Consider the following 19,487-nt stretch of genomic DNA (forward strand, 5'->3'; position numbering starts at 1 on the left):
CTTTGGTGTATGCTCTGCCGCCGACGCCGCCCATGCGGATGGCCGCGTCTGCCCGACAATCTGGTCTGGAGAACCCGATGAAGCTCACTGAACTGTTTACACAACCGGATCCTGATTTCGGCAAGGCCATGACGGCCCTGCTGGAGCATTTCCATCATTCCGACGACAGTCAGGCCCCCTATCAGCGGGGCAGTTTCACCCACCAGCTCGATCAGTCGTGCATGCCCGCCACCGGCATCTCTCCCCGGGACTATCTGGCACGGCTCGCCACCCTGGTACCCGGGGCATCGCACCTCACCTCTCCCCGCTACATGGGACACATGACGGCACCGCTGCCGGCCTTCACCGCCGAGCTCTCCCGGCTCTTGGTGATGCTCAACCAGAACCCGATGAAGATGGAGTCCTCCCGTTTGCTGAGCTTTCTGGAACGGGAAGTGCTGGCCAAACTGCACCGTCTGGTCTACCGCCAGGACGACGCCTTCTATGCAGCCCAGATGCATGCCAAGGATGCGGCCCTCGGCGTCATGACCAGTGGCGGTACCATCGCCAACGTCACCGCTCTCTGGCTGGCCCGCAACCGGGCCTGTGGCGACAACCTGTTCGCCCTCGCCGAGCAGGGCTATCGCGGCGCCGTCATTCTGGGCTCGCGGCTGATGCACTACTCCTTCGACAAGGGGATGGACCTGCTGGGACTCGGGGCTCGCAGCGTCTGGCGTCTCGACACCGACGAGCACAACCGGCTCAGTCTGGCGGCACTGGAACAGGCCCTTCAACAATGCAGGGAGCAGAAGCTCAAGGTGCTGGCGCTGGTCGGCGTGGCTGGCAGCACGGATTTTGGCTCCGTCGACCCGCTGCCGGAACTGGCCGCCATCGCCCGGCGCGAGCAAATCCACTTCCACGTGGACGCGGCCTGGGGTGGTCCGACCCTCTTCTCGCCCCGCTATCAGGGATTGCTTACGGGGATAGAGCACGCCGATACCGTCACCCTTGACGGTCACAAGCAGTTGCTGGTCCCGCTCGGTACCGGCATGCTGCTCTGCCGCCAACCGGACCTGATGATGACGGTGAAGCGCGAGGCTCCCTACGCCATCCGCGCCACCTCCTTCGATCAGGGGCGCTTCACTCTGGAGGGGACCCGTCCCGCCAACGCGCTCTATCTGGATGCCGCCTTCCAGATGCTGGGACAGCAGGGTTATGCCCAACTCATCGACGCCAACTACGACAGGGCGCGGCGAATGGCTGCGCTCATCGACGCCAGCCCCGCCTTCGAGCTGATGTCGGCACCTGTCATGAACCTGCTCTCCTACCGGTGCATTCCGCCCCACCTGCAAGGTCAGGAGCCCGATGTGGCGGCCAACGAACAGATCAATCTCTTCAACGTCGCCCTGCAAAAAGCCCAGCGCGCCGAAGGGCGCAGCTTCGTCTCACGCACCCAGCGCGCAGTCTCCCGCTATGGCGAGCAACCGCTCACACTGCTGCGTGCCGTCCTGCTCAACCCTCTCATCGAGGAAGCAGACATACGCGCATTGCTGGACGATCAGGTGCGCCTTGGCAACCAGATTGCCAGCCAGCTGTTCGAGTAACCCGCCGCCCCGGGAAGGAACTGCCTGCAGAATGGACGGTCTTATTCATTTGCCGTTGTCTGACGGGCAGGTACACTGAGTGAAATTTTGAGGTTAGAGCCCAGCATGAAGCAGTTTATCGAGTTCATCCCCCTGATCGTCTTCTTCGCGGTCTACAAGTTTTACGACATCTACACCGCCACTGGCGCCCTGGTGGTCGTCACCGGCCTGCAACTCCTGTACAGCTGGCTTCGCTATCGCCGGGTCGAGAAGATGCAGTTGTTCACCTTCGTGCTGGTCGGTTTCTTCGGCGGCCTCACCGTCTTCTTCCACGACGATGCCTTCATCAAGTGGAAGGTGACCGTCATCAACATGCTCTTTGCCCTCGCCCTGCTCATCGGCCGCTATGGCTTTGGCAAGAACCTCATCAAGCAGATGCTGGCCAAGGAGCTCCAAGCCCCCGACCGGGTCTGGGACAACGTCAATCTCGGCTGGGTCAGCTTCTTCACCCTGTGCGGTCTGCTCAACCTCTACGTGGCCTTCAACCTCTCCCAGGAGATGTGGGTCAACTTCAAGGTGTTCGGCCTGCTGGGCATGACCCTGGTCTTCACCCTGCTCAGTGGCGTCTATCTCTATCGCCACATGCCGGCCGAGCAGAACGCAGAACAGAAAAAATAACCGCAACCAGAAAGGGATTGTTCCATGTGGTATCTGATCTACTCCGAAGATGTCGCGGGCAGCCTGCCCCAGCGCAAGCTGGCACGCCCTGCCCACCTGGCCCGCCTGCAAGCCTTGCAGGATGAGGGCCGCCTGCTGACGGCCGGCCCCAACCCGGCCATCGATGCCGAGGATCCGGCCGATGCGGGCTTCACTGGCAGCACCGTCATCGCCGACTTTGCCAGCCAGGCCGACGCCCAGGCCTGGGCCGATGCGGACCCCTATGTCGCGGCAGGGGTCTACGCCAGGGTGACCATCAAACCGTTCAAGAAAGTCTTCTGAGCCCATCGAGGCTGACAAGAAAAAGGCCGGACACTGTCCGGCCTTTTCGTATCCGATGATGACTCATGCCCTGGCCACAAACCAGGGATTGAGGATATCAGGCTTGTTGTAGCAAAGCGGCGAACCATCGAGCTGGGTGACGCTGCCCCCCGCCCCTTCCAGTACCGCCTGAGCTGCCCCCGTATCCCACTCGCAGGTCGGAGCGAGCCGCGGGTAAAGCTCGGCCTCCCCCTCGGCAATGATGCAAAACTTGAGAGAGCTGCCCATGGAAACCAGCTCGATCTCGCCTCGCTCCAGTTCGCCAAAACGGGCCAGATACTCGAGGGTTTCCTGCGACAGGTGATTGCGACTGCCCACCACGCGCCACACTTGCCCAGCGTCATGAGGGCGGGTCTGGATGGCCTCGTGCCTGCCATCGGCCACACGCCAGGCGCCAATCCCCTTGCCCCCATACCAGAGCTTGTCCAGTACCGGTGCATAGACCAGCCCCCAGCGCGGGGTCCCCTGTTCAATCAGGGCGATATTCACCGTGAACTCGCCGTTGCGGGAGACAAACTCCTTGGTGCCATCCAAAGGATCCACCAGCCAGTAGCGGGACCAGCCGAGTCGCGCAGCCATCACCTCGGGGGAGGATTCTTCCGACAACACCGGGATATCGGGAGTGAGACTCGCCAGCGCCTGAACGATCACCTCGTGGGCCCCCTTGTCCGCCGCCGTCAGCGGGCTCTCGTCCTGCTTGTACTCCACCGCAAAGGGCTGTCTATAGATGGACATGATGGCCTCACCGGCGGCGCGGGCGATGGGCTCCAGTTCGGAAATGGCGGGTAGATACATGGAAAAGAGTTCTCGCTCAAAGGGTTGGTCAGTGTAACCGAGTGAGTATCTTCGGCTTATAGCCGTTTGCACTGACTTATACAGTGTCAAAACTGACAGACAAAAAGTGGCGCAACACAGCTAATGATAAATATGCCACTAAGGCAGATTCATAAGGATGTGAAACATGAACAAGAAGACCCTGATCGCCGCACTGCTGCTGGGCTGCCTCCCCCTGTTGAGCCAACCTCTGCTGGCCGCCGACAAGGCGGCGACCAAGCCTGTGGCCACCACCCAAGTCAAGGAGAGCGGCAAGATCAATCTCAATACCGCCAGTGCCGACGAGCTCACCGCCCTGAAGGGCATTGGCGAGAAGAAGGCACAGGCCATCATCGACCACAGGGAGAAGCAGGGCAAGTTCACCTCCGTCGATCAACTGGCGGACGTCAGTGGCATCGGACCTGCCACGCTGGAAGCAAACCGGGACATGATTATCGTCAAGTAACCGGTTTGAATCCCTGTCATCCCAAGGGCAGCCTGTGGCTGCCCTATTTTTCTTCGGGTATCATGAGCCCACTTTGTATCTTCGGACTCACTCCATGAAAAAGACACCGCTCGTTGTTCGCAAGGCCGTTCTCCCCGTTGCCGGTCTGGGTACCCGCATGCTGCCCGCCACCAAGGCCATCCCCAAGGAGATGCTGCCCGTGGTCGACAAGCCGCTGATCCAGTATGTGGTGCGCGAAGCCATCGCCGCCGGCATCAAGGAGATCATCCTGGTGACCCATTCAAGCAAGAACTCCATCGAGAACCACTTCGACAAAAGCTTCGAGCTGGAAGCGACCCTGGAGAAGCGGGTCAAGCGCCAACTGCTGGAAGAGGTTCAGCACATCTGTCCCAAAGACGTGACCATCATGCACGTGCGTCAAGGGGAAGCAAAAGGCCTGGGCCATGCAGTACTGTGTGCCCGCCCCCTCATCGGGGATCAACCCTTCGCCGTGCTGCTGCCGGATGTGCTCATCGACGAGGTGGCCAGCGATCTGAAGCAGGACAACCTGGCGGAGATGGTGCATCTGTTCGAAGAGGAGCAGATCAGCCAGATCATGGTGGAAGCCGTCCCCGAGAGCGAAGTGGACAAATACGGCATCGCCGACATCAAGGGGGAGGCCCTGAGCGAAGGCATGTCCCTGCCGATGCAGGCCATCGTCGAGAAGCCGCCCCGGGATGAAGCCCCGTCCAACCTGGCCGTGGTCGGTCGCTATGTGCTCTCGGCCAATATCTGGCCCTTGCTGGAAAAAACCCCGGCCGGCGCCGGCGACGAGATCCAGCTGACCGATGCCATCGCCATGCTGATGGAAAAGGAGCAGGTCAATGCCTACTTCATGAAGGGACGCAGCCACGATTGCGGCAGCAAGCTCGGTTATATGAAGGCCAATGTGGAATACGCCGTGCGCCATCGGGAACTCAGCAAAGAATTCACCAGCTGGCTGAAGCAGTTTGCCAAAGAGCTGTAATCTCTGAATATTTACAAGATAAGCAGAATAAAAAACTGGGCATCATTCGATGCCCTTTTTCATTTTATAAACAAATATTCAACCATTGATAGATAAAATATCGCTAAATCATAATATTGTAATTTAAAGTCGCTTGTTCTATAAGGATTAAGGCTTGTTCCTAGCCCTTGCATAAAATTTCTAAAAAAATATAAGACACAGGTGGAAGTTCCAATGAATAACCCGTCCAAAGGGACCTTTTTAGGTCACCCTAAAGGGCTTTTTTTGCTCTTTAGTACCGAACTGTGGGAGAGATTCTCCTATTACGGCATGCGTGCCGTGCTCGTCCTCTATCTGACCGACCTGACCGCCAACGGTGGCATGGGCTGGACCCAGGCCGACGCCCTCAAGCTGTACGGCATCTATACCGGTCTGGTCTACATCACCCCCATCATCGGCGGCTGGCTCGCCGATACCTTCCTGGGCCAGCGCCGCGCCATCCTGTTCGGTGCCGTGCTGATGGCCGCCGGCCAGTTTACCCTGGCACTGCCTCACGCCATGTTCCCTGACATGGTCAACACCGTCTTCTATGCCGGCCTTGGCTTGCTGATCGTGGGCAACGGCCTGTTCAAACCGAATATCTCCACCATGGTGGGTGACCTGTATAAAGAAGGGGATCACCGTCGTGACGGCGCCTTCACCATCTTCTACATGGGCATCAACCTGGGCTCCCTGCTGGCCGGCGTGATCTGCGGCGCCGCCGCCACAGCCTATGGCTGGCAAGCCGCCTTCGTCAGCGCCGGTATCGGCATGCTGCTCTCCCTGGTCGTGCAGGCCACCATGGCCCAGCGTTTCCTTGGCGACATCGGCCGTGTGCCCGCCGCCCAGCGTGCCGCCCTGCAGCGCTCCAAGGAGCAAAAAGCACCCCTGACCAAACAGGAAGTGGATCGCATCAAGGTGATCCTGGTACTGGGCCTGTTCACCATCATCTTCTGGGCCGGCTTCGAGCAGGCCGGTGGTCTGATGAACCTGTATGCCCAGGAGTATACCGACCGCATGATCGGCAGCTTCGAAGTGCCGACCGCCTGGTTCCAGTCCCTGAACCCCTTCTTCATCATCACCCTGGCCCCTGTCGTGGCCGCCATCTGGATCAAGCTCGGCAAGAAAGAGCCGAACTCCCCGGTGAAATTCGCCATGGGCCTGCTGTTCCTGGCCGTCGGCTTCCTGTTCATGATCGGTGCCGTGCTGGAGCAAGGTGGTGATCAGGCCGTCAAGACCTCCATGTTCTGGCTGGTCGGTGCCTACCTGTTCCATACCCTGGGCGAGCTCTGCCTCTCTCCCATCGGTCTCTCCATGGTGACCAAGCTGGCTCCGCTGCGCCTGGCCTCCCTGATGATGGGTGCCTGGTTCGGTTTCGTGGCCCTGGCCAACTATGCCGCCGGCTTCATCGGTTCCTTCGTCGGCGAGTCCGGTGCCATGGCCATCTTCGGTGGCATCGCACTGGCCGCCGTGATCAGCGCCCTCATCCTGCTGACCATGGCCAACCGCCTGGTCTACTGGATGCACGGTGCCGAAGGCCCGGCCAAAGAGCCCGAAGAACAAGAGCAGAAACTGCAGTCCGCGACCGTTTGACCGGTCAGGACAGCAGAGACCAAACAGGGCGCCCATGGGCGCCCTGTTTGCATGGGTTCACTTCACTGCGTCAGTGGTGACGAACCTGCATCGTCAGGGCGCTGCCGCTGTCACTGCGAAACTGCAGATCAAAGGGCTCGTGCCAGCTTCGCCTGTGCAACGTGTAGCGACTGCTGCGCATCAAGCCGAGCGGCAACCCCCCTGCACGCATCAACCAGTGAGGTGAGGTGAGCCCGGCATTTGCAAAAAGCAGCCCATCTTCCTGATCGAACAGCAGGGCCGCCATGGCAAAGGAGTGACGCAGGCCCGACTCCAGCAGTTGCAGATTGAGGTAATCCAGCAATCGGTGTGGCTGGGTCAACAGCAGGCTCTCCTGTTGCTGGTATTGGCGATAGGGGCCGTTCATCAGGGATCGCACCAAGGCACCACAGAAGGCCGCATCCACACCGAGGATGGGCAATTCCATCACCAGTACCAGCAGCTTGTCGTCCAGTTTGAAGGTATCCGGGATGAAGAGATTGCCCATGCCGGCAAAGGTGACCTGCCAGGGCCCCCACTCCTGCATGCCAGGGGGGGCCAGCCAGGCGAGCAGCCGGCTGCTCGCCAGATCGTGGCCACGGAAGAAGTCGATGTGCTCCATCAGCTCCAGTTGCTGGCTCTGATGCCCGAGGTTTGTCAGGCATTGCTCGATGCTGCGGCGGATCTGCTCATAGTCATTCACCGGTTTAATGAAGAAGTCCCTGGCCCCCGCCCGCAGCGCACGCTCGATCGCAGCCATCTGATCCTGACCGGAGATGACGATGACGGGCACCTGTGGATAGCGGGCGGTGAGGCAGGCAATCACCTCATGACCATCCATGTTCGGCATGTTCAGATCACACAACACCACATCGGGATGATAGAGCGCTGCGGCAGAGAGCCCCTCAATCCCGTCTTCTGCCTGAAAGACGCAGGCCCCGTCGTGCTCGAGATAAGATACCAGTGAGTGGCGAAAAACCGCTTCGTCTTCTACCACCAAGATCCGTAGTCCGGCTTTTGACATCTTGACAAAGCTCTTATTAGTCAAATGGTTATTTGAGCATTAAGACTAGATCATGGGCGCTGGATACCGCCACACAATATTGTCGAGCAGCGAGCCGGGCTGGCCTTGGTATCTGCCAAGCGTTTGAAATGGTCCGACTATTTTGCTCGCCCCCATGCGCAGAGATGGTCGGCAACCGTCACCCGGCAGCCGTTCTCTCGCAGGTCGGCACCATGAATTGTATGAGGCACCGCCATGAGGGATAATGCCCTCCACTCCAGATCGTGAAGCAGACCATGACGCCAGCCGAATACAGCGCCCTCGCCCATCCCAGACTCTCCCATCCGGCCCGCAGCCTCTATACCCTGCAACTGCGCCGCTTGGTGCTGGAAAATCGGCTGGCCCGACTCAACTATCCCGAGCTTGGCAGGGCACTTGCTGTCGTCGATCCGGGCAATCCCGGTGGTTTCAGCTATCAGGTCAACGCTCGCCAGCTGACCGAACTGCTCGACGAGCTGATGGAGGCCGAACTGCTTCAGGTCGAGGCCCAGGCTGACAGTGAGCACTACCACCAGTGCCCTTTCCAGTTGCCGTTGCTGAGCCAGCGGGTGCGCAGCCCTCTGCCGGCACGCCCGTTCCAGATGCACCTGCAGTGGCGTCCGGACGAAGAACTGCCTGCTCTCGCACGCCTGTGCGGGGTGATCGATGCCAGCTACAGCGAAGAGGATCTCGGGGAGTTCATCGCCTATTGGCTCGGCCGCCCCGAGGTGTTCGACTCCCAGCACCAGTGGATGTTGAAATTTATTCGGGCCCTCAAGAGTCGGCGCTACGCCCGCCGTCCGGCGACCGTGGTCACCGGGTACCAGCAGGTCGCGCCAGCCCCGGTAGAGGCTGGCCCGAGCCGCCGGGCGCAAGAGATGATCGATGAGGCCAAACGGCTGGCACAAGCTCAGGAGCCGGAGAATGATTGATACCAGGCGGCCACGAAGTGCACTATTGACCCCCTGCCCATCCAGCCACAGCCCTAGCAGAAGGAGAATTCCATGACAGATCCGCACGACCCGATGCGCCAGGCACTGGAAGAGATCGAGGCCAAACGCCAGAAAATCGCCAAGGCCAGACAGGAGCAACGGGCTCATGATCCCGAGCTCAAGCGTCACGTCAGCAGCCTGCAGGAACGTATTCTCCGACTGCGGGCCGCAACCGGCGGCAGCCAGTACGACTACGAGACCCTGCGCAAGGAGTACGACGCCAAGGCCAATGCCGAAGTGCGCGAGTTGCAGAAGGCCGCCCGCCAGGAGCGGATCCAGAAGCTGATCGCCCAGGCCGACCTCAATCCGGACTGGATCTTCGACAAGATGGATTCCGGTGACCCGGCCCTGCAATACCCCATCGAGACAGCCCGCTACTTCATCAGCGGTTTCGAGCACTGGGAGAAGAGCGGCGGGGGCTGCATGCTGATCTACGGCGATTACGGCACCGGCAAATCCACCCTGGCGGGTGCCGTGGCCCACGAGTTGATCGCGCGCCACCAGAAGTCGGTGATCTTCCAGCAGTGGGCCTCCATCGTGGACAGGCTCTTCTTCAACGTCATCCAGGATCAGGAGGAGCGCAACCAGTACCGCCGCGCCCTGGAAGAGGTGGACCTGCTGATCATCGACGAGGTGGCGGCCAACCGCGCCAAGATGGCCGAGAGTCAGTCCAGCTTCCTCGGCCACCTGCTGCGCCGTCGTCGCAACCTGTCCAAAAGCGTCATCATCATCACCAACCACAGCCCCCAGAGCCTGCATCAGGCCATCGGTGATTTCAGCTATGAGGCGATCAAGGCGTTCAATCCGGTGGACATCCACCTGAGCGGACCCAGCCGCCGTCCCAGCATCGGCCATTACAACGGTTGATCCCGTCGGGCCGGCGTCCCTGATGTCCGGCCCTTCATATCCCCTGCACCTCACAAATAAAAACCACTCTCATTTACAGAGAGCCATCCAGGCTCTAGGCTTGCTCTTTTGTTCGAGAGGGCCTGTCATGCCAACCACACTCATCTTCGGTGCCAGTCGCGGACTGGGCCGCGCTTTCACCGACCACGCACTGCAACTGGGTCACAGGGTCGTTGCCCTGGTGCGCCATGCCGACATGGCCAGCGAGCTGCATACCCTGGGAGTCGAGGTCGTCATCGGAGATGCCCTGGCCCCCCTGGCCGTGGCCCAGGCTTGCCGCTTGGCGGGCAGGGATGCCCGGGTAGTCTCCACCCTCGGCAGCTTTCGCCAGAGTGCACCGGTGGATTATCAGGGCAACCGCCATGTGATCGACGAGATGGAGTGCGCCGGGCTCAGCCGCCTGCTGCTGGTCACCTCCCTCGGTTGTGGCGACAGCTGGCAATACCTGCCCGAGCGGGCTCGCGCCGCCTTCGGACACGAGGTACGCCTCAAGAGTCTGGCGGAAAGCTGGCTGCAGACAAGCCCCCTGGCATGGACCATTTTACGCCCCGCAGGGTTGCAGGATGGGGAGCCCACGGGTCAGGCCATCCTGAGCCAGGGGCAAGAGAGGCATGGCCTGGTCAGGCGCCAGGATGTGGCAATACGGGGTTTGCAACTGCTCACCGACCAGGAGGCGTGCGGCCAGATCTATGCCATCGGCGATCCGGGTCTGAATCAGCCATGATCCCTGTGAATGGCAACACGGTCAGCCCGAGGGCTGACCGTGTTGTTGCAAGGGGCCTAGTCGGTGGAAGACGCCGTCGCCCCATCATCCGGCCGCGTTGCAGGGCACGGTTGACGCCAGCGGAGCAACCAGCACGCCAGAGCGCCATACAACAGTGCAAGCCCCCACAACTGCCACCAGTAGCGGGAGACCTGGGCAAAGTCGGCCCCCATCTGATTGAGGCGCAGGAATCCCTCGATGGCCGGCGTGCTCGGCGCCCACTGGGCCAGCCAGTTGAGGGGGGCCGGGATGAGCTCAAGGGGCCAGATAAAGCCGGCCAGGAAGACCAGCGGCAAAGAGGAGACAAGCACCACCTGGGTCGGTAGATCACGGCGGGTGAACAGGGCGCCGAGCACGATCCCGAGCCAGGTGGTGGCCAACAGGAACGGCAGGGTAAAGAGCCAGAGTTCGCCGGGTACAGCGGTGCGGGCAATACCGTAGTGATCGAAGCAGAAGCCGAAGAAGTAGGTCACCGGAAGGACGAAAAGAGCCCCCACCACCAGGGTGCGGGCCAGCAACAAGGCCGGCACGGGGGCATGTTGCCAGTAGCCTGACTCGCCACGGCGGCTGCGCTGGTTCTGGGTCGCCCCCAGGATGCCGGTTCCCATCAGCAACACCTGATGCAGGATCAGCACGAATACCGCAGGCACCACGTAGTTCACATAGCCCATGGTGGGGTTGAATACCGGCAGCACATTGAGGGCCACCGCGTTCCAGCCCATGGCGGCCTGGGGCAGCGCCTCGCCCTGGCTCAGCAGCCTGGCCACCTTCACCTGGGCGGCGAGCGTGCCCCCCGCCTGGGCCAGCCCTTCGGCAATGGTGCCATAGACCAGGAAGTAGGAGGCATCTCCGGCATAACCCAGGGTCACGCTCCTGCCCAGCATCAGATCCCGATAGAAGTGGCGGGGAATGTGCAAGATGCCGCTCGCCTTGCCGGTCAGCATCATCTGGCGGGCCTCGTCGAGCGAACCGGCACGGGCCACCAGTTTCACCTGCGCCGTGGCATCGGCCATGAACTCCAGCTGGCGGGAGAGCTGGCTGCCATCCTCGTTGACCACCACCACGGGCTCTTCCCTGGGCAATTGGTGCAGGTAGGGCTGGGGGTAGAGGAAGGAGTAGAAGAAGACGCCGCCAAACAGGGTCAGCATGATGGCGCGATCCGCCAAGAGGGTGCGCAGCTCAAGGCGCACCAGATCCCAGAATCCCATCATGGCCTGGACTCCTCATGGGGCAGGGCCGCGCCCGACGGCGTCCGGTAGCGGTGTACCACCAGCAGCAGGGGCAGCAGAAACAGCAGCAGGGCCCCGAGCTGGGGCAGGGCCGCCGTCAACGGTTGACCGTAGTTGGTTTGCCCGATCTGCAGCTCCACATAGTGGGAGATGGGCAGCAGGCTGCGCCAGAACTGGGCCACATCACCCATGGCGCTGACCGGAAAGGTGACCCCCATAAAGGCGAAACCGGGAGCCGTGTAAGCCCCCGCCAGCGACAGAGCCCGCGCCGGATCCCGGATGATGGCGTAGAAGAAGGCCCCCATGGTGACGCAAGCGGCTGACGCCAGTCCCAGCCCCGCCGTCAGCACCAGCCAACTGCCTTGCATGGGGTACCCAAGCCCCTTGAACAGCAGCAGACTCCACGCCAGACCCCACCCCCAGCCGATGAGCACGTGGGGTAGCAGGGTTCGCCAGAGGCCGAACCAGACCCCTCTAGTGGTCCAGTCCAACCCGAGGCGATCAGTGCGGGCCAGGGCGTTCAGGCCATAGAGCACCACCAGGATCTGCCACACCGCAGGCAGCAGGGCGCTCAGCAGAAACTGGGCGTAGCTGGAATTGATGTTGTAGAGCGCGGTAACCTGGCTCGCAATGGGTACGGATTGTCCCAGGGCACCGGGCAGCGTCTTGCCGTCGGCCATGGCCGAGAGCACGCCCACCTGGCCATTGAGAGTTCCCACCACCTGGGCCAGTGCGGAGTTGACCAGCTTGGCAATCAGGATGAACTGGCCATTGTTGAACACGGTCACCCTGGGTTGCGTCCCCTCGCGGGCATCCCGCTCCAGATGATGGGGGATCACCACCAGGGCATAGATGTCTCCCCCACGCAGTGCCCTGGCCCCTGCGTCGATGGAATCAAACTGCTGCGCTATCTTGAGCCCGGCGGAGCCATCGAGAGAGAACGCCAGTTGTCGGGAGAGGGTGCTGCGATCCAGATCCACCAGACCGACCTTGAGATCCCGCGCCAGGCCGGCTGAAAAGATCCAGCACAGGATCCCTATCAGCACCAAGGGGACCCAGCTCGCCAGCGCCCGGCCGAACGGGTCCTGCCAGAGCAACCGCCATTCGCGTCCCATCAGAGCTCGACCAGCACGCTCATGCCGACCCGCAGTCCGTCAACCGGCTGCAAGGGGCGCGCTTCCACCTGGAAGCTTTTCATGTCGAACCCCTGGCGGGTGTCGGTGGCACGCCAGGTGGCGAAATCCCCCATCACGGCCACATGGGTCACCTTGAAGCGCACCAGCTGATCCCCCAGGCCGGGAATACGGGCATCAAACTCGGTACCGACCGGGAACCTTGGCAAGAGGTCCTCACGGACATGGAACTGGGCCCAGGCATCCTTCATGTCGAGCAAGGTCACCACAGGGAAGCCCTGGGGAGCCAGCTCGCCGCTACGCAACAGCACCTGGGCAACTTCCCCCTCGTGTGGGCTGGCGATGCGGGTATCGGCCAGATAGGCTTCCACTTCCGCCACGCCGCCAGCCGCCACCTTGGCCTGCTCGCGGGCCGCTATCTTGGTCTCTTCCCGCGCCCCTTCCAGCGCCATCTGGTATTGCTGCCAGGCCATGCCCTCGCTGTACTTCGCCGCCTGCCAGGCCGTCCAGGCCTCGTCACGCTTTTGCAGCGACATCACGCCATCCCGATGCAGGCTGGCAATGCGCTCGTAGGTTTTGCCATGAAGCAGGGCAGCCGCCTTGGCCTGTTGCCACTGATCCTTGGCGGCCGCGATCTGCTGCACTCGCGCCCCCTTCTCGGCCTCTTCGGCCATGGCACCCGCCGCGGCCTGCCCGGCCTTGGCCTGACTCAGCTTGGCCTCGATCTCCGGGCTCGCCAGAGTGAACGCCAGTTGGCCCCTGGCCAGTTGATCCCCCTTCTTCACCAGCACCTCGTCGATGCGGCCCGCCACCTTGGAAGAGACCGAATACTGCTGCGCCTCTATCTGCCCCTGCAGACGCACCGGCTCCGGCTGATAGGCCAGCCAGAAGCGCCAGCCCAGCCAGAGCACAAGCAATACCAGCGCCAGTGGCAGCAGCCAGGGCTTGCCCTGGCTCATCTTCTTCTTGATGGGGGGATGACTCATGAATTCACCTCGGCAAACGGGCGACCCTTGACGGTCGAAACGGACATGAATAACGGAGTGGAAGAGCGCGCGATCATGAGTTCACCTCGATCGCCTGGCCATGCTGATACTGGTTGAAACTGTTCATCTGACCGGAGAGTGCCAACAGGCGGGCCAGAGAGATCACGTATTGATAGGCGGCGGCGGCGCGCTGGGTCTTGACCCCGGCAAGCTGGGTCTGGGCATCGACCACATCGAGGGAAGTGGAGAGCCCCTGACCGAATGCCTTGTCACGCAACCGCACGTTCTCCTCGGCCAGCGCCTGGGTCGAGGAGAGAGAGTGATACTCCTCCAGTCCCTGGGCAGCCTCGCGCCAGGTCTTCTCGACCAGCAGCTCCAGATCCTGGCGGGTCTTGGCTTGCAGCAGGTTGACCTGGAGTTCAGCGCTCTTGGCCGCCTGTACCGTCTCGGAGCGGCCATCACGACTCACCAGCGGCATGCTGACCCCGACACCAACCAGCCAGTCCGGTGTGGTCTTGGAGACAATGGAATCATCTTCATAGAGGTTGTAGTTGCCGAACAGGAAGAGCTCGGGGGCGTACTTGCCCTTCTCCAGCTTGATCATCCCCTGGGCCTGCTCCTTCTTGGCCGTCAACAGCTTGAGACCGGGATGCACCGACAGGGTCTCCTCCACGAAGGGAGACAAGGCTGGCATCCCTTCGTTGATGAAGAGGGCGGTATTGGGCTCAGCCTGCTTGAGCTTGAGCATGTGGCCGAGCGCCAGCTGGGCGATCTCCAGGCTGCGCCTGGCCTTCTGGGTATCGATGCGTGCCCTGTCATAGGCAGACTGGGCCGAGAGGCGCTCCACCTTGGCGATCTGCCCCTGGGCTTCGAGCTTCTTGGCATGATCCAGATGGTGTGCCAGTCCCTGCTCGATCTCCTGCTTGGTCTGCACCACCTGCGCCGCCAGCACCACCCCGAAGTAGGTCTGGGAGAGGCTCTCGAAGGTGGACTGCTGTTTGAGCACCAGCAACTGCTCAGCCTCGCTCACCTGGGCCTGACGAATATCCTGGGCCGCATCGATGCGCCCGCCGGTAAAGAGCGGCCATAGCATCTTGACCGAACTGGTCACCACGTTCTGCTTGGTGAGGGGCGTGACGAAATCGCTCGGGCTGAGGTTGAGTGCCTGCATCACGGGCACCAGCACCTTGCCGAATTCCGGATGATTGGCGATGGGGTTGAGATCCAGCATGTCCAGCTCCATCGGCTGATCAAGATGGGTATAGCTGGCCCCCACATCCACCTTGGGCAGGTACATGGCCTTGGCCGCCTCCCGCAGTTGCTGGGCCCTCTCCACCCCGGCCTGCTCTGCCGCCAAGCCGTCATCCTGCTGGATGACCCGACTCCAGGCCTCGGTAAAGCTGACCGTCTGCGCCTGGGCCGACCCCAGCACGACACCCAGCAGGCATGGGCAGAGCGATTTGATGAACTTTGCCGTCATACATCCCCGATCCGTTTGTAATAAAATTGTGTAGAGCCTTTGCTCAATTCAGGCCCGCTATCATAGCCTAAACCGGCTTGAGAGGGAGACTCACAAATCACCATCCCCCTCACTCGCGCCCCCCTGACCATGGTCACAGACAATATGTCCGATTTTCAAGCACTCCTGAATTTGCAAGCCTTGGCGCGACGTTTTTTTCAGAAAAAAATGGCTGACGCTCAAATACTAACCTTTTCTCCTGACTAAAAAATGCGTAATATACGCCGCCCTAAGCCGATGGTAACCGTGGAATGCAGATAGGTCCCCACACGCTTGAAACTCCCCTGATCGTGGCCCCCATGGCCGGTGTAACAGACCGACCATTTCGTGAACTTTGTTTACGTTTGGGAGCCGGTATGGCCGTTTCCGAGATGCTGCTGGCCAACCCGGATGTCTGGGATACCCAGAAAACCCGGATGAGAATGGATCACTCTGCTGAAGGCGGCTTGCGATCGGTCCAGATTGCCGGTGCCGACCCCGAGATGATGGCGTTTGCTGCCCGCTACAACGTGGAGCAGGGCGCTCAGATCGTCGACATCAACATGGGATGTCCGGCAAAAAAAGTGAATAAGAAGCTGGCAGGTTCCGCCCTGCTGCGTCAGCCAGACCTGGTCAGCTCCATCTGCCGGGCCGTGGTGGATGCGGTGGAAGTACCTGTCACCTTGAAGATCCGCACAGGATGGGATCCGGATAACCGCAATGGCGAGGAGATCGCCCGAATCGCCGAAGATTGCGGTATCGCGGCCCTTGCCGTGCATGGTCGTACCCGTGCCTGCCTCTACAAGGGCGAAGCGGAGTACGACACTATCAGGGCGATTAAGCAGGCCGTATCGATTCCTGTTGTCGCCAATGGCGACATCGATAGCCCGGAGAAAGCCCGGTATGTCCTCGACTATACCGGTGTTGACGCCGTGATGATCGGCCGTGCTGCGCAAGGACGACCCTGGATTTTCCGGGAAATCCGCCATTTTCTTGAAACGGGCACCAAGCTGCCGCCTCCCGACAGGGAAGAGGTTCGCACCCTGATGAACGAGCATGTCACCAATCTGCACCAGTTTTACGGTGCCTATCTGGGAGCGCGCATTGCCCGTAAACACGTGGGCTGGTATCTGGATGAAGAAGAGGCGGGCCGAGAATTCCGTAAGCACTTCAATGCCCTGGATTGTGCAGACGCACAACTCGAGGCACTCGAAGCGTATTTCGATGGATTAGGTTAACGCATAACTAAAGAGCCGACCGAATATGTTCGAACAAACCCTGACTTCTGATGCATTGGTAACAACTACTCACAATCACGCTGCCGAGCCGACCCAACGCCCCCTGCGTGACTCTGTGCAACAGGCCCTGCGTAACTACCTGGCCCAGTTGAACGGTCAGGAAGTGATTGATCTGTACGATATGGTTCTCTCCGAAGTCGAAGCTCCCATGCTGGACGTGATCATGCAGTACACCCGTGGCAACCAGACTCGCGCCGCCGTGATGATGGGCATCAACCGCGGCACCCTGCGCAAGAAACTCAAGCGTTACGGCATGAACTGATCCCGGTCATTCTGCTGCAGTGCAGACGAAGGCGTATCCCAGCGATGGGATACGCCTTTTTCTATGCCCGGTGTTTACCTGCTCACTCCACCGCCAGCTTGATACCGAGCCCCACGAACAGCCCCCCCATCACACGATTCAGCCAGGTGGCCACCCGGGCGGGCAGTCGCACCTTGCGGCTTGCAAACGCGGTGGAAAACGCCAGCAGATGGCACCAGATCATGCCGTTGAGATTGAAGATGCAGCCCAGCACGATGAATGCCATCGCCTTTTGCGGTGAAGCGGGATCGATGAACTGGGGCACAAAAGCGAGAAAGAAGAGCGCCACCTTGGGATTGAGGACATTGGTGAGCAACCCCTGCCGAAAGATGCGCCCATAAGAGAGCGCAGGCAGCGCCACAGCCCCATCCACAGACGTTAAAGTGCCACTCCTCTGCCAGAGCATGGACACGCCGAGGTAGACCAGATAGAGCGCCCCCATCAGCTTGATGACGGCAAACAGCTCGGCGGAGGCACTCAACAGGGCAGACAGCCCCAGCGCCGCCGCCAACACATGCACCATGGTACCTGTCCCGATACCCAATGCCGCCATGGACCCTGCACGCCATCCCTGGGAGCCGCTGCGCAGCATGATGAGCAGGGAGTCAGGCCCAGGCATCATGTTCAACAGCAGGCCAGAAACGACAAACAACGCCAGATCGTGGATCCCCAACATAGACAGCTCCTTGTATATGAAAGAAACAGTCTATGGATCCTGAAGTACTTGTCACTCCCGTTTCCGGCGATAGTGATTATCAAGGAAGGGAATAGCGTTTGAGCCGGAGATACTTGACGCTCAACCTGGTGAGAAAGAGAGATTGAGCCGTTTGAAAGGCAGTGATACTGGCTGAATAGCAATGTTTATCGATGTAATAAACTGGATTTTGTGCATTAACCAGACTTATTATCTAATAAATAAATTACAGGAAATAAAAAACCCCGCTCGAGTGAGCGGGGTTTCTTGTATTGGGTGCCTGGCAGTGTCCTACTCTCGCATGGCGAATGCCACACTACCATCGGCGCTACAGCGTTTCACTTCTGAGTTCGGCATGGGGTCAGGTGGTTCCACTGCGCTATTGCCGCCAGGCAAATTCTTAATCCAGAAAGCTGATGTGTATAACGACTTCGCTAGTTTGCGTTGTCATTACCACTGAATTCGTAAGTAGTTCGCTCATTCGCTACAAGGCCAGAAACACTTCTTGGGTGTTGTATGGTTAAGCCTCACGGGTAATTAGTATGGGTTAGCTCAACGTATCGCTACGCTTACACACCCCACCTATCAACGTTGTGGTCTCCAACGGCCCTTTAGGACCCTCAAGGGGTCAGGGATGACTCATCTCAGGGCTCGCTTCCCGCTTAGATGCTTTCAGCGGTTATCGATTCCGAACTTAGCTACCGGGCAGTGCCACTGGCGTGACAACCCGAACACCAGAGGTTCGTTCACTCCGGTCCTCTCGTACTAGGAGCAACTCCCTTCAATCATCCAACGCCCACGGCAGATAGGGACCGAACTGTCTCACGACGTTCTGAACCCAGCTCGCGTACCACTTTAAATGGCGAACAGCCATACCCTTGGGACCGACTTCAGCCCCAGGATGTGATGAGCCGACATCGAGGTGCCAAACACCGCCGTCGATATGAACTCTTGGGCGGTATCAGCCTGTTATCCCCGGAGTACCTTTTATCCGTTGAGCGATGGCCCTTCCATTCAGAACCACCGGATCACTATGACCTACTTTCGTACCTGCTCGACCTGTCCGTCTCGCAGTTAAGCTGGCTTATGCCATTGCACTAACCTCCTGATGTCCGACCAGGATTAGCCAACCTTCGTGCTCCTCCGTTACTCTTTGGGAGGAGACCGCCCCAGTCAAACTACCCACCAGGCACTGTCCGCGAGCCCGATTCAGGGCCCTGCGTTAGAACATCAAACATACAAGGGTGGTATTTCAAGGACGGCTCCAGCGCAACTGGCGTCACGCCTTCAAAGCCTCCCACCTATCCTACACATGTAGGTTCAATGTTCAGTGCCAAGCTGTAGTAAAGGTTCACGGGGTCTTTCCGTCTAGCCGCGGGTACACCGCATCTTCACGGCGAATTCGATTTCACTGAGTCTCGGGTGGAGACAGCATGGCCATGGTTACACCATTCGTGCAGGTCGGAACTTACCCGACAAGGAATTTCGCTACCTTAGGACCGTTATAGTTACGGCCGCCGTTTACCGGGGCTTCGATCAAGAGCTTCGCTTGCGCTAACCCCATCAATTAACCTTCCGGCACCGGGCAGGTGTCACACCCTATACGTCCACTTTCGTGTTTGCAGAGTGCTGTGTTTTTGATAAACAGTCCCAGCCATCTGGTCACTGCGACTCCCGACAGCTCCATCCGCAAGGGACTTCACCATCAAGAGCGAACCTTCTCCCGAAGTTACGGTTCTATTTTGCCTAGTTCCTTCACCCGAGTTCTCTCAAGCGCCTTGGTATTCTCTACCCGACCACCTGTGTCGGTTTGGGGTACGATGACTTGTAATCTGAAGCTTAGAGGCTTTTCCTGGAAGCAGGGCATCAATGGCTTCCGCACCGTAGTGCGTTCGTCTCGTGTCTCAGTGTTGTGTCTCCGGATTTGCCTAGAAACACCACCTACGCACTTTCACCAGGACAACCGTCGCCTGGCCCACCTAGCCTTCTCCGTCCCCCCATCGCAATTACAAGTCGTGCAGGAATATTAACCTGCTTCCCATCGATTACGCCTTTCGGCCTCACCTTAGGGGTCGACTCACCCTGCCCCGATTAACGTTGGACAGGAACCCTTGGTCTTCCGGCGAGGAGG

At 60.0% G+C, this 19,487-nt stretch carries 18 protein-coding genes and 2 rRNA genes (1 of these 20 cut by a window edge); 11 read left to right on the forward strand and 9 right to left on the reverse strand.

Annotated features, from left to right (window positions below; all coding sequences use genetic code 11):
• Positions 1–77: 77 nt before the first annotated feature.
• The 3 genes from H7R73_RS18595 (at position 78) to H7R73_RS18605 (ending at position 2,561) form a co-directional block, all read left to right on the forward strand.
• Positions 78–1,583: an aminotransferase class V-fold PLP-dependent enzyme gene (locus H7R73_RS18595; RefSeq protein WP_103259593.1), complete on the forward strand. Its 1,506-nt coding sequence runs from the start codon at positions 78–80 to the stop codon at positions 1,581–1,583.
• A 105-nt stretch (positions 1,584–1,688) separates the two neighbouring features.
• Positions 1,689–2,240, forward strand: a complete 552-nt coding sequence (locus H7R73_RS18600) for a septation protein A (RefSeq protein ID WP_103259592.1) — start codon at positions 1,689–1,691, stop codon at positions 2,238–2,240.
• A gap of 24 nt (positions 2,241–2,264) precedes the next feature.
• Positions 2,265–2,561, forward strand: a complete 297-nt coding sequence (locus tag H7R73_RS18605; protein WP_010675539.1) for a YciI family protein — start codon at positions 2,265–2,267, stop codon at positions 2,559–2,561.
• Positions 2,562–2,624: 63 nt separating this feature from the next.
• Here H7R73_RS18605 and cysQ read toward each other — a convergent pair whose 3' ends face one another.
• On the reverse strand, positions 2,625–3,395 hold the full coding sequence (gene cysQ / locus H7R73_RS18610) for a 3'(2'),5'-bisphosphate nucleotidase CysQ (protein ID WP_103259591.1): 771 nt from the start codon (positions 3,393–3,395) through the stop codon (positions 2,625–2,627).
• Positions 3,396–3,561: 166 nt separating this feature from the next.
• Here cysQ and H7R73_RS18615 point away from each other — a divergent pair, with 166 nt between their 5' ends.
• The 3 genes from H7R73_RS18615 to H7R73_RS18625 all read left to right on the forward strand — a co-directional run bounded on the left by H7R73_RS18615 (position 3,562) and on the right by H7R73_RS18625 (position 6,496).
• Complete coding sequence (locus H7R73_RS18615; RefSeq protein ID WP_103259590.1) at positions 3,562–3,879, forward strand: ComEA family DNA-binding protein; 318 nt, start codon at positions 3,562–3,564, stop codon at positions 3,877–3,879.
• A gap of 94 nt (positions 3,880–3,973) precedes the next feature.
• On the forward strand, positions 3,974–4,885 hold the full coding sequence (galU, locus tag H7R73_RS18620; RefSeq protein ID WP_010675542.1) for a UTP--glucose-1-phosphate uridylyltransferase GalU: 912 nt from the start codon (positions 3,974–3,976) through the stop codon (positions 4,883–4,885).
• A gap of 213 nt (positions 4,886–5,098) precedes the next feature.
• Positions 5,099–6,496 (forward strand): peptide MFS transporter, encoded by a 1,398-nt coding sequence (locus tag H7R73_RS18625; protein ID WP_041212400.1) that lies wholly within the window; start codon positions 5,099–5,101, stop codon positions 6,494–6,496.
• 70 nt (positions 6,497–6,566) lie between these two features.
• On the opposite strand, the gene H7R73_RS18630 is transcribed toward H7R73_RS18625, so the two are convergent.
• Positions 6,567–7,538, reverse strand: a complete 972-nt coding sequence (locus H7R73_RS18630) for a response regulator (RefSeq protein ID WP_029314797.1) — start codon at positions 7,536–7,538, stop codon at positions 6,567–6,569.
• A gap of 275 nt (positions 7,539–7,813) precedes the next feature.
• On the opposite strand from H7R73_RS18630, the gene H7R73_RS18635 reads away from it, so the two are divergent.
• The 3 genes from H7R73_RS18635 to H7R73_RS18645 all read left to right on the forward strand — a co-directional run bounded on the left by H7R73_RS18635 (position 7,814) and on the right by H7R73_RS18645 (position 10,178).
• On the forward strand, positions 7,814–8,488 hold the full coding sequence (locus tag H7R73_RS18635; protein ID WP_039041329.1) for a DnaT-like ssDNA-binding domain-containing protein: 675 nt from the start codon (positions 7,814–7,816) through the stop codon (positions 8,486–8,488).
• Between the two features lie 72 nt (positions 8,489–8,560).
• Positions 8,561–9,415 carry a DnaA ATPase domain-containing protein gene (locus tag H7R73_RS18640; RefSeq protein WP_103243669.1) on the forward strand — a complete coding sequence of 285 codons (855 nt, stop codon included), beginning with the start codon at positions 8,561–8,563 and terminating at the stop codon, positions 9,413–9,415.
• A 127-nt stretch (positions 9,416–9,542) separates the two neighbouring features.
• The gene (locus H7R73_RS18645) at positions 9,543–10,178 is read left to right on the forward strand and encodes an SDR family oxidoreductase (protein ID WP_103259589.1); all 636 of its coding nucleotides are present in this window, start codon (positions 9,543–9,545) and stop codon (positions 10,176–10,178) included.
• A gap of 56 nt (positions 10,179–10,234) precedes the next feature.
• Here the strand turns inward: H7R73_RS18645 and H7R73_RS18650 are convergent, their stop codons facing one another.
• The 4 genes from H7R73_RS18650 to H7R73_RS18665 all read right to left on the reverse strand — a co-directional run bounded on the left by H7R73_RS18650 (position 10,235) and on the right by H7R73_RS18665 (position 15,045).
• Positions 10,235–11,428 carry an ABC transporter permease gene (locus H7R73_RS18650; RefSeq protein WP_103259588.1) on the reverse strand — a complete coding sequence of 398 codons (1,194 nt, stop codon included), beginning with the start codon at positions 11,426–11,428 and terminating at the stop codon, positions 10,235–10,237.
• A complete protein-coding gene (locus H7R73_RS18655) occupies positions 11,425–12,561 on the reverse strand; it encodes an ABC transporter permease (protein ID WP_182951361.1) in 1,137 nt (378 codons plus the stop codon). Before H7R73_RS18655 ends, H7R73_RS18650 begins: the two co-directional genes overlap by 4 nt.
• The gene (locus H7R73_RS18660; RefSeq protein WP_109112327.1) at positions 12,561–13,565 is read right to left on the reverse strand and encodes an HlyD family secretion protein; all 1,005 of its coding nucleotides are present in this window, start codon (positions 13,563–13,565) and stop codon (positions 12,561–12,563) included. The genes H7R73_RS18655 and H7R73_RS18660 overlap by 1 nt, the downstream gene beginning before the upstream one ends.
• A gap of 73 nt (positions 13,566–13,638) precedes the next feature.
• The gene (locus H7R73_RS18665; RefSeq protein ID WP_182951362.1) at positions 13,639–15,045 is read right to left on the reverse strand and encodes a TolC family protein; all 1,407 of its coding nucleotides are present in this window, start codon (positions 15,043–15,045) and stop codon (positions 13,639–13,641) included.
• Positions 15,046–15,335: 290 nt separating this feature from the next.
• Between H7R73_RS18665 and dusB the strand changes: the two genes are divergently transcribed.
• A complete protein-coding gene (gene dusB, locus H7R73_RS18670; protein WP_103259586.1) occupies positions 15,336–16,301 on the forward strand; it encodes a tRNA dihydrouridine synthase DusB in 966 nt (321 codons plus the stop codon).
• Positions 16,302–16,326: 25 nt separating this feature from the next.
• Positions 16,327–16,623: a DNA-binding transcriptional regulator Fis gene (fis, locus tag H7R73_RS18675; RefSeq protein ID WP_005309538.1), complete on the forward strand. Its 297-nt coding sequence runs from the start codon at positions 16,327–16,329 to the stop codon at positions 16,621–16,623.
• An 82-nt stretch (positions 16,624–16,705) separates the two neighbouring features.
• Here fis and H7R73_RS18680 read toward each other — a convergent pair whose 3' ends face one another.
• From H7R73_RS18680 to H7R73_RS18690, 3 genes are all read right to left on the reverse strand, one after another.
• A complete protein-coding gene (locus H7R73_RS18680) occupies positions 16,706–17,338 on the reverse strand; it encodes a LysE family translocator (RefSeq protein WP_103259585.1) in 633 nt (210 codons plus the stop codon).
• Positions 17,339–17,634: 296 nt separating this feature from the next.
• Positions 17,635–17,749 (reverse strand): 5S ribosomal RNA (rrf, locus tag H7R73_RS18685).
• Between the two features lie 123 nt (positions 17,750–17,872).
• Positions 17,873–19,487: ribosomal RNA gene (locus H7R73_RS18690) — 23S ribosomal RNA — on the reverse strand (it continues 1,274 nt past the right edge of the window).

The sequence above is a fragment of the Aeromonas sp. WP2-W18-CRE-05 genome (assembly GCF_014168615.1).
In the GTDB taxonomy this organism is placed as follows: domain Bacteria; phylum Pseudomonadota; class Gammaproteobacteria; order Enterobacterales; family Aeromonadaceae; genus Aeromonas; species Aeromonas caviae.

Coding starts and splice junctions, on each gene's coding strand:
- H7R73_RS18640 (WP_103243669.1), top strand. CDS start 8,561: ATGACAGATCCGCACGACCCGATGCGCCAGGCACTGGAAGAGATCGAG.
- H7R73_RS18660 (WP_109112327.1), bottom strand. CDS start 13,565: ATGAGTCATCCCCCCATCAAGAAGAAGATGAGCCAGGGCAAGCCCTGG.
- fis (WP_005309538.1), top strand. CDS start 16,327: ATGTTCGAACAAACCCTGACTTCTGATGCATTGGTAACAACTACTCAC.
- H7R73_RS18625 (WP_041212400.1), top strand. CDS start 5,099: ATGAATAACCCGTCCAAAGGGACCTTTTTAGGTCACCCTAAAGGGCTT.
- H7R73_RS18635 (WP_039041329.1), top strand. CDS start 7,814: ATGACGCCAGCCGAATACAGCGCCCTCGCCCATCCCAGACTCTCCCAT.
- H7R73_RS18600 (WP_103259592.1), top strand. CDS start 1,689: ATGAAGCAGTTTATCGAGTTCATCCCCCTGATCGTCTTCTTCGCGGTC.
- H7R73_RS18595 (WP_103259593.1), top strand. CDS start 78: ATGAAGCTCACTGAACTGTTTACACAACCGGATCCTGATTTCGGCAAG.
- H7R73_RS18665 (WP_182951362.1), bottom strand. CDS start 15,045: ATGACGGCAAAGTTCATCAAATCGCTCTGCCCATGCCTGCTGGGTGTC.
- H7R73_RS18645 (WP_103259589.1), top strand. CDS start 9,543: ATGCCAACCACACTCATCTTCGGTGCCAGTCGCGGACTGGGCCGCGCT.
- cysQ (WP_103259591.1), bottom strand. CDS start 3,395: ATGTATCTACCCGCCATTTCCGAACTGGAGCCCATCGCCCGCGCCGCC.
- dusB (WP_103259586.1), top strand. CDS start 15,336: ATGCAGATAGGTCCCCACACGCTTGAAACTCCCCTGATCGTGGCCCCC.
- H7R73_RS18655 (WP_182951361.1), bottom strand. CDS start 12,561: ATGGGACGCGAATGGCGGTTGCTCTGGCAGGACCCGTTCGGCCGGGCG.
- H7R73_RS18630 (WP_029314797.1), bottom strand. CDS start 7,538: ATGTCAAAAGCCGGACTACGGATCTTGGTGGTAGAAGACGAAGCGGTT.
- H7R73_RS18650 (WP_103259588.1), bottom strand. CDS start 11,428: ATGATGGGATTCTGGGATCTGGTGCGCCTTGAGCTGCGCACCCTCTTG.
- H7R73_RS18605 (WP_010675539.1), top strand. CDS start 2,265: ATGTGGTATCTGATCTACTCCGAAGATGTCGCGGGCAGCCTGCCCCAG.
- H7R73_RS18680 (WP_103259585.1), bottom strand. CDS start 17,338: ATGTTGGGGATCCACGATCTGGCGTTGTTTGTCGTTTCTGGCCTGCTG.
- H7R73_RS18615 (WP_103259590.1), top strand. CDS start 3,562: ATGAACAAGAAGACCCTGATCGCCGCACTGCTGCTGGGCTGCCTCCCC.
- galU (WP_010675542.1), top strand. CDS start 3,974: ATGAAAAAGACACCGCTCGTTGTTCGCAAGGCCGTTCTCCCCGTTGCC.